Origin of the sequence: Chryseobacterium sp. KBW03 (assembly GCF_003852415.1) — a bacterium.
GTDB classification, from domain to species: domain Bacteria; phylum Bacteroidota; class Bacteroidia; order Flavobacteriales; family Weeksellaceae; genus Chryseobacterium; species Chryseobacterium viscerum.
Genome location: NZ_QAJO01000002.1, coordinates 74835 through 91030 on the forward strand (window position 1 = coordinate 74835; position 16196 = coordinate 91030).

Below are 16196 nucleotides of genomic sequence, written 5' to 3' on the forward strand. Positions count from 1 at the left end.
ATCTAAGAATTTTGTAATTTGCATACCAATAAAATAAAAGTAAAAGAGAAAATATGTCAACACTTACATTTGCCGAGAAAATTGCTCAAGCAGAAAATTTCTTACCGATCAACGGTACAGATTACATTGAGTTTTATGTAGGAAATGCAAAACAGGCTGCCCATTATTACAAAACCGCTTTCGGTTTTCAGTCTGTAGCTTATGCCGGTCCTGAAACAGGAGTAAGAGACCGTGCATCTTATGTGCTTCAACAGGGAAAAATCAGATTGGTATTAACTACCGGATTGAAGTCTGATTCTCCTATCAGTGAGCATGTAAAAAAACATGGTGACGGAGTAAAAATTTTGGCACTTTGGGTAGATGACGCTTATGCAGCTTTCGAAGAAACAACTAAAAGAGGTGGAAAACCTTATTTAGAGCCTGTAACGTTAACTGATGAGCATGGTGAGGTAAGAATGTCGGGAATCTATACATATGGAGAAACCATTCACATGTTTGTTGAAAGAAAAAATTATAACGGAGCTTTTATGCCTGGATATGAAAAGTGGGAAAGTGATTATAAGCCTGAAGAAGCAGGTTTACTATACGTAGACCACTGTGTAGGAAATGTTGACTGGAACAGAATGATCCCAACAGTTGAATGGTATGAAAAAGTAATGGGATTTGTGAATATTCTTTCTTTTGATGACAAGCAGATCAATACAGAATATTCTGCATTGATGTCTAAAGTAATGTCAAACGGAAACGGATTTGCAAAATTCCCTATCAATGAGCCTGCAGAAGGTAAAAAGAAATCTCAGGTAGAAGAATATCTTGACTTCTACGAAGGTGAAGGTGTACAGCACATCGCTGTGGCTACGAAAGACATTATCCACACCGTAACTGAACTAAAAAAACGTGGTGTAGAGTTCCTTTCTGCTCCGCCAGAAGCTTATTACGATATGGTGCCTGAAAGAGTGGGTCATATTGATGAAGATCTTAAAAAACTTCAGAGCTTAGGTATACTTATTGATCATGATGAAGAAGGGTACTTACTACAGATCTTTACTAAACCTGTAGAAGACCGCCCTACTCTATTCTTCGAGATTATTGAAAGACACGGTGCACAGAGTTTTGGTGCCGGAAATTTCAAAGCTTTATTCGAAGCATTGGAGAGAGAGCAAGAAAGAAGAGGTAATCTTTAATTTTACGTTAAAAATATAAGTTTTGTCAGAATACCGTATTCTGGCAAAACTTTTTTATAAAACACAGTATATGAGAAAAATTTTAATCGGGACTCTTTTTCTGGGAACATTAGGGCTTAAAGCTCAATATGGATCCTTGAATGAAATCCTTAACCGACTTGAACAAAGAAAGGGCATCAATCAGCATCTTGAAAATGTAAATGTTGACAACAAAAAGTTCGTTTTCATCAAAGATGAAGCCGATCATACAGAACGGGACTTTATTATTATCAAAGGGAATAATGCCACTTACGTAGAAGTTTTCGATGATAAAGCTACAGGAGAAAGCAGTTCCAATGTTTTTACCGGTGATATTATCAGGAAAAAAAATATTATTTCTTTAAGAGCAGACATGCTTGAAAACAAAAAAATCCCAATGCCTGTTACCAAAACTCTATTATTGACCCAGCAGGACAATATTCTGTACCTCATCGATGTCAATACCAGAGATCGATGGATTGATGAAGCATCTTACTCAAAAAAAGCAAAATAAATATTCTGAGGAAATCTCTCAGCGTGATCTTTAAATCTAACTAAAATCTAAACTTATGAAATCATTTGTAGACTATTCCTCAAATTCGGATTTTTCCATCCACAATATTCCTTTCGGAGTCGCAGTTTTTAACAAAGAATATATCGGATGCTGTACAAGAATCGGAGATCAGGTAATTGATCTTGCGACCTTGTACGATCTTGGGTATTTCGAAGATATTGAAGGATTAGACGACAATGTTTTTGAAGCCTATACCATCAACGAATTTATCGAGCTTGGTAAACCTGTTACCAATGCCATTCGTACTAAAATTCAGACCTTATTACAGGAAGGTTCCATTTTATCAAAAGATCAGAAAACGATTGAAGAAGCTTTCTACGACCTGGATAAAGTAAAAATGATGATGCCTCTTCACATCCCGAATTACACTGACTTTTACAGCAGTATCGAACATGCTACCAACGTAGGAAAAATGTTCCGCGATCCTGAAAACGCTTTATTACCCAACTGGAAACATTTACCGGTAGGTTACCACGGAAGAGCTTCCTCTATCGTAGTTTCAGGTACGGAAATCAACCGTCCAAAAGGTCAGATGAAGCCTGCAGATGCAGACAAGCCTGTTTTCGGACCATGTAAACAACTGGATTTCGAATTGGAAATGGCTTTTGTCATCAACAAAAACACGGAGATGGGAGAAAGTATTTCTACAAAAGAGGCAGAAGATGCTATTTTCGGAATGGTAGTTTTCAATGACTGGTCTGCAAGAGATATTCAATCATGGGAATATGTTCCACTAGGGCCATTCCTTGCGAAAAACTTCGGTTCTTCTATTTCTCCATGGGTAGTTACTCTTGAAGCTTTAGAACCATTCAGAACAGCTTCCCCAACTCAGGATCCTGAAGTTTTGGATTATCTAAAATTTGAAGGTGATAAGAACTACGATATCAACCTTGAAGTATATATTCAGCCTGAAAACGGAGACCAAAACCTAATTTCCGAAAGCAACTATAAACACATGTACTGGAATATGACCCAGCAACTGGCTCACCACACTGTAAACGGATGTAATGTGGAAGTGGGTGACCTGTATGCAAGTGGTACTATCTCAGGAAGTGATCCAAAATCTTTCGGTTCTATGCTTGAACTGACATGGAGAGGACAAAATCCTTTATCATTAAGCAACGGCGAAGAAAGAAAATTCATTGAAGATAACGATACCGTTACCATGAAAGCTTGGGCTGAAAAAGATGGTGTGAGAGTAGGTTTCGGTGAAGTTTCCGGTAAAATTATTCCAACACTTTAATAACTATTTAAACACTTTAGTTTTTAAGTTAAAAATTATGATAAAATCAAGTTCACTTTAGTTTTTGAAAATCTACGATTTTCATTTTTTCCTTCACTATGATTACTCAAAAAATAATTAATGATCTGTCTTATAAAGTTGTTGGAGCTTGTATTGAGGTCCATAAATTAGCAGGTCCTGGATTATATGAAGAAGTTTATCATCAATGTTTGGAAAAAGAATTTAAATTATTAGGTTTAAAATATCAAAGTGAACTTGAAATACCATTTTTCTATAAAGGAAGCTATATAGATTGTAAATTAAAATGTGACTTTTTGATTGAAGATTTGATTGTTTTAGAAATAAAATCAGTTGCTGAAACTCATCAGATTCATAAAGCACAAACTATGAACTACATGAATCTCTTAAAGCGACCTCGCTCAATTTTAGTTAATTTCAATGTTACCAACCTTTATCATGAAGGCTGTGAGTTCTTTGCTTCTAAACTATTTAAAGAACTTCCAAAAGAATGAAAATCGTAGGTTTTCAAACTTAAGTGCTCTTCAATATAGCATTGTCATAAATAACTAAAAATAACTTAAGTGTTAAAAGAAAAAATATGAAAACAGTAATCCCCTCCGAGATAACCTCCGTACAACTGCAGACGATCATGCAGACGGCTATTTCACCACGCCCGATTGCTTTGGCTTCTACAGTGGATAAAGATGGTACGATCAACTTATCTCCGTTCAGTTTTTTTAATATGTTCAGTACAGTTCCTCCGATTTTGATTTTTTCACCATCAAGGAGAGTACGTGACAATACAACGAAACACACGCTGGAAAATGTTCTTGAAGTACCGGAAGTCGTTATTGGAACAGTGAATTTTCCAATTGTACAGCAGATCTCTTTAGCTTCTACAGAATATGAAACCGGAGTGAATGAGTTTATCAAATCTGGATTGACAATGAAAGAGGCAGATCTTGTACAACCTAAACTGATTGAAGAATGCCCCGTAAACTTTGAATGTAAAGTTTTAGAGGTAAAATCGTTGGGAGATCAGGGAGGCGCCGGAAATCTTGTGATCTGTGAAGTTCAGAAAATCCATATCAGAGAAGAGTATCTGAATGAAGCAGGAAATCTGGATCAGAAAAAACTGGATATGGTGGCCCGTTTAGGCAGCAATTGGTATTCCAGAAGCAACGAAAACAGTCTTTTTGAAGTTCCAAAACCTTTGGTAACGAAAGGAATTGGCTTTGATCTGCTGCCGGATTCTATTAAGTACAGCAAAGTGTTTACGGGAAATGATCTTGGAATGCTTGCCAATACAGAAATATTACCTGCGGGTGACTTCCATGCTGATGAAAACATTCATGCTGATGCCCAGAAACTACTTCTGGAAAGCAGAGTTGAAGAAGCCTGGATTTTACTCACTATCCAATAAAAAAGCGGCCTGAAATTTCAGGCCGCTTTTTTTATTTTATGTGGGGAGTTGGATGCCGGAGGCTGGGAGTTTATAAAGTCTACTGAAAACTATTTCCCAAATTAATAATCATTTGGAAAATAGTTCTATTTTGATTTCAATAGATATGGAACACCGTTACTAGCTTCCAGCTTCTATTTTCCAGCTTCCCTACTTATATTTTACTTCGCTTTCAATGATTCTGAAACAGTAATTTTTCCTTTTTCAGCAAAGTCTGTTGCTGTACCATTTTTATCAATGGAAACATTCAGGTTGTCATTTTTAGCGTCATAGTAAATGCTTGTAGCATATCCTGGACAATCATGCTGCTTACATCCCGTCAGCTTATAAATTCCGTTGTCAGAAGTAACAGGACTTTCCACATTGAAATTCTTTACCATTTCATCATATTGGGTTCCCACTAACTTTTTCAGCCTTTCTGTGATGCCCTTGTCTTCAAAGAATTTAATATCATGGGGATACTTTCCTACATTTTTAGTAATAATATTGGTTGCTCCTGAAGCAGCAGAAGGAGATGCAACAGAATCGTTTTTTGGAGTAGATACAGAATCTTTCGGCGTTACTGTGGCCAAAGTATCTGTGCTTACAGAAGATTCTGTTTTTGCTTCTTTTTTACATGAAACAACACATAATGACAGCGCAAATGCGCCTGCAATAATTTTTTTCATAATTATACTGATAAGGTGGTTAATCTGTTATAACGTAATTTCAAACGTTTTATTTCAATTTTTTATTTATAAAATCAATACACTTCTCGGTTACGGTATTCAGATCTTGTGGTAAAACGGCTTCTATCCATGGTTCTTTGGCACCAAAGGTATGGTTGGCATTTTCAATCAGAAACAGTTCAGAATTGGGGTGAAGGATATGAAGATGTTCGGCTTGCTTCACCTCCACTGCTTCATCCTCTGTTCCATGAATAATAAGCATATGAGCCTTGGCCATTTCTGTAGCCCGCTCTACATCAAAACGATGAATATTGTTCTCATAATCTTCATAAAACTGATAGTAGTGAGGCATTTCTTGTTTGGTACGTCCGTTCAGCGCATAATATACCCCGTTATTTTTCCAGTTTTCGAAGGCTTCTCCTTTTGGAAAACGGTCTAAAGTATCTACACTGGCCAATGTAATCAAACCATTGATTCTTTCGTCCTCAAAAGTTTTAACAATTGAAATGCCTCCTCCTCTGCTGTGTCCGATCAAAATAATCTTTTCATCATCAACATGCGGATCTCTGCTAAAATGATCAATAACGACTCCCAGATCAGAAAGTTCCTTAGAATAATTATTATGGCCAAAAGCTTCAAGATCTGCAAAATCCGTCGGATTATCCGTTGTTGTTCCGTTGTGCGAAAAATTAAACTTAACGAAGAAAAAACCTGCTTCAGCAAACTTTCTGGCCATCAGATCCCAGGCTCCCCAATCTTTATACCCTTTATATCCATGAACGAATATTACGAGTGGAAGCTTTTCTTCAGTGTCTGTATAAAAAGCATCCGCAAGAAAACCTTTTGTTTCTTTATTTTCTAAATATATATTCTTTTCACTAATTACATTCATAAAACAAATGGGGCTTATTTAATAGTATGTACACTTATATCATGTATTCAAATTGAAATTTATGAAAAAAACTCTGTTTTTCAATCTTAATTCCTTGTTTCTTTTTATCTAAAGTCAAGCTGAAGTTTATAAAAATAGCCTTATTTTTGTTTGAACGGTAACCGTGATGCGTTACATTCTGCCCCTGAGAGAAGGAGGATCTCTTCCCGCTCTGGCAGAAGCTGATGATGATTTCAAATATGTATTAAAATTCCGTGGTGCAGGCCATGGGGTAAAAATGCTGATCTCCGAACTTTTAGGCGGAAAAATTACCGAAGCATTAGGACTTAAGATTCCTGAACTTGTTTTTGTCAATCTTGATGCCGATTTCGGAAGAACGGAAGCTGATGAAGAAATACAGGATCTTCTGAAATCTTCCGAAGGTCTGAATCTTGGATTACATTATCTTTCCGGTTCTATCACCTATGATCCTGGAGTAAATGTTGATCCGCTTCTGGCTTCGAAAATAGTGTGGCTGGATGCTTTCATTACCAATATTGACCGTACTTTTAAAAATACAAACATGCTGATGTGGCATAAAGAACTTTGGATCATTGATAATGGTGCTTCGTTCTATTTCCACCATTCATGGCAGAATTTTGATACCGCAGCAAAAACGCCTTTCAAATATGTGAAAGACCATGTACTTCTTCCAAAAGCAAAAATGCTTGACGAAGCAGACAAATTTGGCCACGAAGTACTGAATGACAAATTTTTCAGAGAACTTGTCAATATGATTCCTGAAGACTGGTTACATTGGAATGATGCCGATGAAACACCTGATGAAATCCGTGAGATCTATTTTCAGTTTATGAAAACCAGATTAGAAAATTCTCAAATCTTTGTAAACGAAGCGAAAAATGCAAGAGGATAAAATATATGAATATGCGGTAATACGCCTGGTACCTAAAGTTGAAAGAGAAGAATTTTTCAATATCGGATTGGTGATGTTTTCCAAAAAAGAAAAATTCATCAAAGCGGAATTCTATTTATGTCCGGATAAATTCAAACTGATGCATAGCAAGCTGGATTATGATGATGTTATCCATAATCTGGAAAGCTTTCAAAAGATTGCCAGTGGAGATAAAAACGGTGGTCCTATTGCTCTCCTTGACATCCCGGAACGCTTCCGCTGGCTGACAGCTGTAAGAAGTGCTGTTGTACAGACCTCGAGACCTCATCCCGGAAAATCCAAGGATCTGAATGCTACTTTTGGTAAGCTTTTTGAGGAGTTAGTAAAATAACACATCCTAAAAAATTTATTATGAATTTATCGATAAGCAACATATTAAACTACAGGTTTTTAACAAACCTGTTTTTTGTTTTATTTTTAAGTCTTTCCAATTTATTTTTTTCTCAAAACTTTTCACAAGTTCCCAACCCGGCACCTTCCGTAAAAAGTACATTACTTCCCGAAATAGCCAATCTGTCTGAAGATATTGTATATAAAACCAATAGTAAAGGAAATCCTGTTAAACTGGACGTTTTTACACCCAAAAACATTTCAGCCAGCCAGCAGCTTCCTGTTCTGATCTATGTACATGGAGGCGGATGGGTTGAAGGTGATAAGATAATCCATTCGGATAATTATGTTGAAACTACCATTGCCAAACTGATGGCAAAGCAGTATGCTGTAATCAGTATCAATTACACTCTTCTGAATGACAGCACTCATTTTCCGTTACCTTTGGAAGACACTAAAGATGCCATAAGATGGGTAAGAAAGAATGCAGAAAAATACCATTTCGACAGTAATAATATCGGGCTTTTCGGAGCCTCAGCAGGAGCTCACCTTTCTCTGCTTGCGGCCTATACCCCGGATAATACTTTTATTGGAAACCCGGAGCTTTCCTCTTATTCTGCCAAAGTAAATTATGTGATTGATCATTATGGACCCGCTGATCTGAACAAGTTATTCCATACCAAACTGGGAACAATTCCTGTAGCCTTGATTGGGCTGATGTCGAAAAAAATTGTCAGTTTACAGCAAAATCTGGTAAAGGGACTTTCCGGCTACGATGTCAGAAAAGATCAGGACAGAGCGATCAATTATTTAGAAACCATATCTCCTGTTAATTTTGTTTCAGGAGGTGTCCCAACCTTAATTGTTCAGGGAAATAACGATAAAATTGTCCCTTTAAGCCAATCTAAAAAGCTTCACAGAAAACTCAACAGGGCAAAAATTCAGAATTCTTTAATCATCGTTGATGGCGGAGTACATGGTTTTGGTACTACTGATAAAGCTTATCTGGATCAACTTACAGATCAGATGGTAAATTTCATTCTTTCACAGAAGAAATAATATACATAGAGCTATTTAAAATAAAATCAATTCATTAAAAACCAGCATAATAAATAAAATAATAACAACAAATTTGCTATATTGATATACATATTGATATTTTTTAATTGAGAATTAATTACCTTGGCTATTGTTTAAACTATTTATAACAAAAATGCCAATAATTTAATTATTCATTAATAAAAATAAGTGATATGGAATATTTAAATAATATCAATGCTCTTACACTCATATTTGCTTCTGTTCTTATTTTTGCCATAGCGTACCGATTCTATGGTATTTTTATTGCTAATAAAGTTCTAAGGCTGAATGACCAGAATGTAACTCCTGCTGTAGAGTTTGCAGATGGTAAAGATTACGTAGCCACCAATAAAAATGTGCTTTTCGGGCATCATTTTGCTGCTATTGCTGCTGCCGGACCATTAGTAGGTCCCGTTCTCGCAGCACAGTTTGGGTATCTTCCCGGTGCATTATGGATTCTGATCGGTTGTGTATTGGGAGGCGGGGTGCATGACATGGTTGTACTCTTTGCATCCGTGAGACACAAAGGACAGAGTCTTGCGACTATTGCTTCGAAAGAAATCGGAAAAGCAACAGGAACGGTAGCCGGTTTTGCGATTCTTTTCATTCTTATTCTTACGCTTGCGGGTTTATCTTTGGCCTGTATTAATGCGATGCATGAAGCCTCATGGTCTCTTTTTACGGTAGTGATTACCATGCCCATTGCCATCATTATGGGACTGATAATGCGTTATAAAAAGAACAGTGTTTTGTTTGCAAGTATTTTAGGCGGTATACTTTTGATTGCCGGAATCATTGGAGGTCACACTCTGATGCAGAATCCTACCATGAATAATCTGTTTTCCTGGGATATTAAAACAATTTCTATCGCGATTCCTCTGTATGGTTTTATTGCTTCTGTATTACCTGTTTGGCTGCTTTTGGTTCCCAGAGATTATCTTTCTACCTATTTAAAGATAGGAACGATTATTATGCTGGCAATCGGGGTAATTGTCATTCATCCAACAATACAGATGCCGGCGATTACAGAATTTGTAAATGGCGGAGGCCCTATTATTGGAGGTCCGGTACTTCCTTTTATCTTCATTGTGATTGCCTGTGGGGCGATTTCCGGATTCCACGCTGTGATTGCGACGGGAACGACTCCGAAAATGCTTACTAAGGAAAGGGAAATTCTTTTCGTAGGATATGGAGCAATGCTTGTAGAAGGTTTTGTAGCTTTGATGGCACTTATTGCAGCCTGTACATTGATGCCGGGTGATTATTTTGCGATCAATACGCCTAAGGAAGCATATGATTCTTTTCTTGCAACACACCCTTCTCTGCACGGGGTAGACATCGATTATTATTCCCAAAAGATAGGCATTGACCTGTATGGCAGAACCGGAGGCGCGGTTTCTCTGGCGGTAGGAATGGCTCATATCTTCAATAAAATCCCTTATATGGATCAACTGACTGCGTATTGGTATAATTTTGCGATTATGTTTGAAGCGGTATTTATTCTTACTGCCATTGATGCAGGAACAAGGGTTGGACGTTTCTTTTTACAGGAAATGCTGGGGTCTGTGGTTCCAAAATTTAATGATAAAAACTGGATTCCCGGAATTATTATCAGCAGTCTTCTTTTCACTTTTGCCTGGGGATATCTTGTATACACCGGAAACGTAAACAGTATCTGGCCGTTATTTGGGATCAGTAATCAGCTATTGGCTGCCTGTGGACTTATCGTCTGTACAACGATGCTGATAAGGATGAACAGGGGAAGATATGCTTTATGCTCGGCTGTTCCCGGAGTTTTTATGGCCATCATTACATTCTGGGCCGGTTATATTCAGGTGACCGCTATCTATATTCCAAAAGGACAATATTTACTGGCGGCATTAGCGGCAACAGCAATGATTCTTATGCTTATTGTATTTATAGGAGCCTTCAGGAAGTGGTATCAGCTTCTTCGCATCAATACAACGGAGATTGATCATTATGGCGAACCGGTGAAAGAACTGGTAGAAAGATAACATTCATATTATTATAAAGAAAAAACAGTTCAGAAATTCTGAACTGTTTTTTTATAAGAGCTGTTTAAACTTATAAAAAATGTAAGATATATATTAAAACCATTAAGAAGGATTTAAGAAATAAAGTATAGTTAAGATGAATCATTCTGATTGTAAGCTTAAAGCGAAGCTTATCTTAATACTCTTAACACCTTAATACAGTCTTAATGTTTCCAAAATAAAGGTTTAAACAAGTTTATAAGTATGATCAGTTATTGTATTTAAAAATTGAAATTAAGTCTTGCAAAAACATACCTTCCATTCTGTCCAAACTGTGAAGTGGAACGTGAATAGATGAACTGATCGTTATTCGTAGAAGCAGCAAGGTTTTTCGTTGGATAAATATCAAATAAGTTATTTACTCCCAATGTCAATCCTACATTTTTCGTAAACTGATAGGCCGCAGACAGGTCAGTAATAATCTTATCTCCGATCTGTTGGTGCTCATTAAAATCAATGATACCATCTCCATTTACATCAATAATATCAGCCCCTGTCACTTTTCCAAAATAGGTGTTTCTCAGATAGAAAGTAGCACTTTTCCATGTAAGAGTATGGGAAAGACTGGCTTTCACTCTTGGCACTGCTTCTTCCAGATACACTCTTGATTTTTCTGAGAAATATACTTTCTCAAGCTGTGGCGACTGTAAAAGTCCTGCAGAATGGATATCTCCTACCTGCTTGGTTTTGTTAAGGTTAATAGCAAAGCTGTTATCCAGCTTAAATCCTGAGAATCTTGCATTATGGGAGATGACAACATCCAACCCTTTTGTTTCTGTATCAATTGCATTGGTAAAGAACTGTGCAGCATTGATTCCTAATTGATCATAAGCTTCCTGTGCTTTCTGAGGAACATTTGCTCTTAAAAACTGGTCGGTAAGGATGACACGGTTATCAATTCTTGTGAAATATCCATCGGCAGTAAAGCTAAGTCCTACTGAAGGAATTTTGTAGGTAAATCCTACACTTGCAGATTTGGAAGTTTCCTGCTTCAGTTTTGGCATATCCAATAACCCGGCAAGTTGAGAATCATTGCTGAAAGTCCCTACTTCCAACAGTTGATTATTCGTAAACAATGTAGATGTTACATTATAATAAATCTGGTGGATAGATGGTGCTCTGAACCCTGTAGAACCTGCAAATCTCACATTGAAATTAGGGGCTACTTTAATTCTTGATGCTAATTTATAATTGAATGTAGAACCGAAATCAGAATAATTTTCATATCTCGCTGCAGCGTCTACCAATAACCAGTTTGTGAAATTGAATTCAACATCTGCATAAGCTGCCACCGATTGTCTGTTTTTATCCACAGCATTCTCAGGCTTGAATCCGTTAAATACCTGTGATCCTCCCGGAAGCGCTGCTCCGAAGAAATCCGTAGGTCTTACAGTATTTCCGTTCCATATATTTCCGGAAGCATCATACATTGCATAAGAAGCTTCTTCGCCCTGAGTAATTTTAAAATTCTCATAACGGTGTTCTGCTCCAAAAGCAACATTGATTCCTTCCCAGACATCATATTTTTTTGAGAAGTCTAAATTGATAGTATTTTGAGAAAATCGTAGTCCACCGGCATTAAATTCAGTAGGGGAAGCAAAACGTAAGGAGGTATTTCCTGTATTTTGAATATTATAGGTAAATGAATTCTGCCCATAGGTGTTACTGAAATCAATATTCCAGCCCTCCCATTTTCCTTTAATTCCGGCAGCCAATGAAATATCCTGAATATCCGTTCCAATCTGTGGAAGATAACCATTAGGATATAATCCTGTAAAAGTTCTGCTTTCTCTGGGTCTTCTGTAAAATCCTCCGGAAGTACCATGCCTTAAGCTATATCCTCCAAAAGTATACACTTTCCAGTTGTCATTGATTGGCAGCTCAGCATTCACAAAAAGCTGGTGGTTATTCAGCTTAGACTGCCCTACCTGCATATTAAAATCCTTTCTGTCCTGCCCTCTGTAAGCCAGTTCCTGGTCTGTGATATAATTTAGCTGATCTGTTGTAAAAGCCCCTGATTTCAGAACGTTTTGCAGTCCGGAAATAGTATTGGCACCCTGGATAGCATTTTGCAAGTCCTGAGAAAAATAGTTTACATTCTGAGCATACTGATGAATGTAATTCACAAGCTGCTGTGAATTGGGTGTATTACCTATATTCGTAAAAAGTGAAGAAAGATTCACTCCATCATTTAAAGCACGCTGTTCAATCGCATTGTAAGCATTATAAATCGGTGAATTTTCAGTTCCTGCTCTGGAAGTAGGATTTCTGAACTGTGAAGACCAGGTAATATTAAAAAAACCACCTTTGGTTCCGATTTTATTCCCATAGTTCAAATCCAGCTGAATATTCTGACCGTCGAAATCTCCGGTATGGTCATTAGCTGTTGGTGTCAGATTTCCTCCGTAGCTGATCTGCCCTGCCAGTTTTCCTGTATCTCTTTTCAGATCGAGATTGATCACTCCGGCAATGGCATCAGATCCATATTGTGCAGAAGCTCCATCTCTTAATACTTCAATTCTGTTTAATGCAAAAGACGGAATGGCATTCAGGTCGGTTCCTACCGTTCCTCTTCCGGGTGTTCCGTTTACATTTACCAATGCGGAAGTATGTCTTCTTTTTCCGTTAACTAAAACCAAAACCTGATCCGGTCCCAGTCCTCTCAGCTGTGCGGGATCCAAATGGTCTGTTCCATCTGAATTGGTCTGAATAGTGGATGTGAAAGAAGGTGCCACAGCATTCAGTATTTGTCCTATATTGGTTTGTGGAAGAATCAGTGAAGATTCTTTTACGTTGAATACATCTACAGGAACCGGGCTGTCTGTTTTAGATCTCGCTCCGGCTCTTGACCCCAATACAACTACTTCTTCTACATTATTGGTCTTTATACTGTCTTTATTTGTTTTTATGCTGTCTTTTTCCTGCCCGTAAGTAAATACACCGAGGAAAAATAAAACAGAGGCCGAAAGAATAGTTTTCTTATTTGTCATAGTTTAGAATTTGATTGAACATTTATGTTTTTACAGGGTGCAAATGTAAAATATATTTATTAGTCTACAAAATAGATAGACTTTGTTTTTATAAAAAATGGTTATTGTTTCTTTCTATCCCTCATTTAAAATTAAGATAATTTAAAGAATTTTCAATAAAAAAACGGATCCAAAAATTGAATCCGTTTTCTATATATTGTATTATTCTGAAATTAAATCTTGGTCAGTTTAGCATATTTCAGGATGAGGTTTTTCTCTCCTTCATGGATGAAAATAACCTTCGCTTTGATATTCTGAGGATCTGTTCCGTCCAGAAAACTCACTTCTCCTATTCCGAAACGGTCGTGTCTCACTTTATCTCCCACTTCAATATCCTGAGACGAAGCTCCGCTTGGGTTGATAATTTTTGCAGTACTTACCGGCTTCAGTTTTCTTACTTCCTGTACCGGTTTTGATGCATCTCCTTTATCTATTGTCTTTTTCTCAACCTTTTTAAAAGATTTCATTTCAGAAGGATGTTCATCAAAAATATTAGATTTCACTCCTGCATTATTGATAAATCTTTTTTCCAAAGCCGGATTAAGGAATTCAATGTATTCATCATCAATTTCACTTAAGAATCTTGAAGGCTCCGCATCTGTAATTTTCCCCCATTGGAAACGGGAAACAGCATATGAGAAAAACACCTGCTTTTCAGCTCTCGTCAATGCCACATAAAATAGTCTTCTCTCCTCTTCCAGATCTTCTCTGGTTGCAGAACTCATAAAGCTTGGGAAAAGATTTTCTTCAAGTCCTACCAAATGAACTACCGGGAATTCCAATCCCTTTGAAAGGTGAATCGTCATCAATGAAACCATATCATCTTCCAGATTCTTATCCTGGGTATCGGCAGAGAGTGCAATATTTTCAAGGAAATTGGAAAGGCTTGGGTCTCCGTCTTCCAGCTGTATCTGCTCCTCAATGAATCCCTGCATAGAGTTCATCAATTCCTGAACGTTTTCTACTCTGGAAATTCCTTCCGGAGTCTGATCATCTTTCAAGAATTTGATTAAACCACTTCGTTTTGCCACTTCCATAGCAACACTGTAAGCAGTCTCTGTTTTCAGTAATACCTGGAAAGCCTTTATCATGGACCAAAAGTCATTCAGCTTGTTTAAAACTCCATTGTTCAACCCTAATTGCGGTGAATACATCGGAAGATCATCCAAGACTTTTGAAACCGCAATATTATGAGCATCTGCAAAAACGATCAGCTTGTTCTGTGTGGTCTCTCCAATTCCTCTTGCAGGATAATTGATAATTCTCATCAACGCTTCAGAATCATTTTCATTGATCAGAAGACGCAGGTATCCAATAAGATCTTTCACCTCCTTTCTTTGGTAGAAAGAAAGTCCTCCATACACTTTATATGGAATATTTTTACGTCTCAGCGCATCTTCAAATGCACGGGTCTGAGAATTGGTTCTGTATAAAATAGCAAAATCGCTGTACTTTCTCTGGTCCCGGTTACGAAGTTCCCAGATATTTCCGGCCACGAAATTCGCTTCATCAGCATCGGAAAGAGATCTGTATATTTTGATCTTATCTCCTTCTTCATTATCACTGAACACGTTTTTCTTAAACTGCTGCAAGTTTTTTGCAATCACAACATTGGCAGCATTTACGATATTCTGTGTAGAACGGTAATTCTGCTCCAGCGATACCGTTTTAGCATCCGTATAATCTTTTTTAAAGTTTAAGATATTGTAGATATTCGCACCACGGAAGGAATAGATAGACTGTGCATCATCTCCCACCACACAGATGTTTTCAAATTTTGAAGCCAGTGCTTTTACAATAAGATACTGTGAGTGGTTCGTATCCTGGTACTCATCTACCATGATGTATCTGAATCTATCCTGATATTTTGCCAGCACTTCCGGAAAACGGGTAAGCAGTTCATTGGTTTTCAACAACAGGTCATCAAAATCCATAGATCCGTTTCTGAAACACTGATCAACATACCGCTGGTAAATCTGACCAATGAATTTCATATTCGCCTTTTCATCAGCCTCCATGAGTTCAGGATTGTTGAAATAGGCTTTTACCGTAATCAGGTTGTTTTTGTAATTTGAAATTCTTGCCTGAACTTTCTTTGGTTTATAAAGATCTGCATCAATATTCATATCCTTCAACACTTTTTTGATCACGTTCAGGGAATCCTGCTGATCATAAATGGTAAAATTGGAAGGATATCCAAGGTAATGCGCCTCAATTCTTAAAATTCTTGCAAAAACCGAGTGAAAAGTTCCCATCCAAAGGCTCCTTGCATTGCTGTCTCCTACTACTTTTGCAATACGGTCTTTCATTTCACGTGCCGCTTTATTGGTAAAGGTAAGAGCCAGGATATTGAAAGGGTCTATTCCATTGTGTATTAAATGGGCAATACGCATGGTAAGTACACGCGTTTTCCCGGAACCAGCTCCCGCAAGCACCATCAAAGGTCCTTGTAAAGAAGTAACGGCTTCATATTGTGATTCATTGAGTCCTTTCAAATAATCCATACAGCAAAAAAATTTTGGGAACACAAAATTAATGTATTCAGAGGAGAATTCAAACTTTCATATAGAAGTTAGATTATTAGAGGTTAGAATTTAGAGACTGGCAGGCCATTGGTGAGAGAAAAGGGTTTGTCATTGAATTGGTGAAATAAAGAAGGCGTAAGAAAAGTATATTTTTTATCTATGGGTTGTAATTTTCGACTTCTTAT

General features: G+C 37.3%; 13 protein-coding genes. 9 read left to right on the forward strand and 4 right to left on the reverse strand.

Annotated elements, in window-relative coordinates; translation table 11 throughout:
* Positions 1 to 53: 53 nt before the first annotated feature.
* The 5 genes from hppD (at position 54) to DBR39_RS02345 (ending at position 4442) form a co-directional block, all read left to right on the forward strand.
* On the forward strand, positions 54 to 1184 hold the full coding sequence (gene hppD, locus DBR39_RS02325; protein ID WP_124530680.1) for a 4-hydroxyphenylpyruvate dioxygenase: 1131 nt from the start codon (positions 54 to 56) through the stop codon (positions 1182 to 1184).
* Between the two features lie 70 nt (positions 1185 to 1254).
* A complete protein-coding gene (locus tag DBR39_RS02330) occupies positions 1255 to 1716 on the forward strand; it encodes a hypothetical protein (RefSeq protein ID WP_124530681.1) in 462 nt (153 codons plus the stop codon).
* Positions 1717 to 1771: 55 nt separating this feature from the next.
* Positions 1772 to 3019 (forward strand): fumarylacetoacetase, encoded by a 1248-nt coding sequence (gene fahA / locus DBR39_RS02335; protein ID WP_124530682.1) that lies wholly within the window; start codon positions 1772 to 1774, stop codon positions 3017 to 3019.
* 98 nt (positions 3020 to 3117) lie between these two features.
* Complete coding sequence (locus DBR39_RS02340; RefSeq protein WP_124530683.1) at positions 3118 to 3531, forward strand: GxxExxY protein; 414 nt, start codon at positions 3118 to 3120, stop codon at positions 3529 to 3531.
* Positions 3532 to 3617: 86 nt separating this feature from the next.
* Positions 3618 to 4442: a flavin reductase family protein gene (locus DBR39_RS02345; protein WP_124530684.1), complete on the forward strand. Its 825-nt coding sequence runs from the start codon at positions 3618 to 3620 to the stop codon at positions 4440 to 4442.
* Positions 4443 to 4642: 200 nt separating this feature from the next.
* Here the strand turns inward: DBR39_RS02345 and DBR39_RS02350 are convergent, their stop codons facing one another.
* Positions 4643 to 5149 carry a hypothetical protein gene (locus tag DBR39_RS02350; RefSeq protein ID WP_124530685.1) on the reverse strand — a complete coding sequence of 169 codons (507 nt, stop codon included), beginning with the start codon at positions 5147 to 5149 and terminating at the stop codon, positions 4643 to 4645.
* 49 nt (positions 5150 to 5198) lie between these two features.
* A complete protein-coding gene (locus tag DBR39_RS02355; protein WP_124530686.1) occupies positions 5199 to 6041 on the reverse strand; it encodes an alpha/beta hydrolase family protein in 843 nt (280 codons plus the stop codon).
* A 166-nt stretch (positions 6042 to 6207) separates the two neighbouring features.
* Here DBR39_RS02355 and DBR39_RS02360 point away from each other — a divergent pair, with 166 nt between their 5' ends.
* The 4 genes from DBR39_RS02360 to DBR39_RS02375 all read left to right on the forward strand — a co-directional run bounded on the left by DBR39_RS02360 (position 6208) and on the right by DBR39_RS02375 (position 10418).
* Positions 6208 to 6954, forward strand: a complete 747-nt coding sequence (locus DBR39_RS02360; RefSeq protein ID WP_124530687.1) for a HipA family kinase — start codon at positions 6208 to 6210, stop codon at positions 6952 to 6954.
* The gene (locus tag DBR39_RS02365) at positions 6941 to 7324 is read left to right on the forward strand and encodes a DUF3037 domain-containing protein (RefSeq protein ID WP_124530688.1); all 384 of its coding nucleotides are present in this window, start codon (positions 6941 to 6943) and stop codon (positions 7322 to 7324) included. Before DBR39_RS02360 ends, DBR39_RS02365 begins: the two co-directional genes overlap by 14 nt.
* Positions 7325 to 7344: 20 nt before the next feature.
* A complete protein-coding gene (locus DBR39_RS02370; RefSeq protein WP_124530689.1) occupies positions 7345 to 8382 on the forward strand; it encodes an alpha/beta hydrolase in 1038 nt (345 codons plus the stop codon).
* 194 nt (positions 8383 to 8576) lie between these two features.
* Positions 8577 to 10418 (forward strand): carbon starvation protein A, encoded by a 1842-nt coding sequence (locus DBR39_RS02375; protein ID WP_185145136.1) that lies wholly within the window; start codon positions 8577 to 8579, stop codon positions 10416 to 10418.
* Between the two features lie 260 nt (positions 10419 to 10678).
* Here DBR39_RS02375 and DBR39_RS02380 read toward each other — a convergent pair whose 3' ends face one another.
* Both DBR39_RS02380 and DBR39_RS02385 read right to left on the reverse strand, forming a co-directional pair.
* The gene (locus tag DBR39_RS02380) at positions 10679 to 13447 is read right to left on the reverse strand and encodes a TonB-dependent receptor plug domain-containing protein (RefSeq protein ID WP_124530690.1); all 2769 of its coding nucleotides are present in this window, start codon (positions 13445 to 13447) and stop codon (positions 10679 to 10681) included.
* Between the two features lie 212 nt (positions 13448 to 13659).
* Positions 13660 to 15990, reverse strand: a complete 2331-nt coding sequence (locus DBR39_RS02385; RefSeq protein ID WP_124530691.1) for an ATP-dependent helicase — start codon at positions 15988 to 15990, stop codon at positions 13660 to 13662.
* Positions 15991 to 16196: the final 206 nt, after the last annotated feature.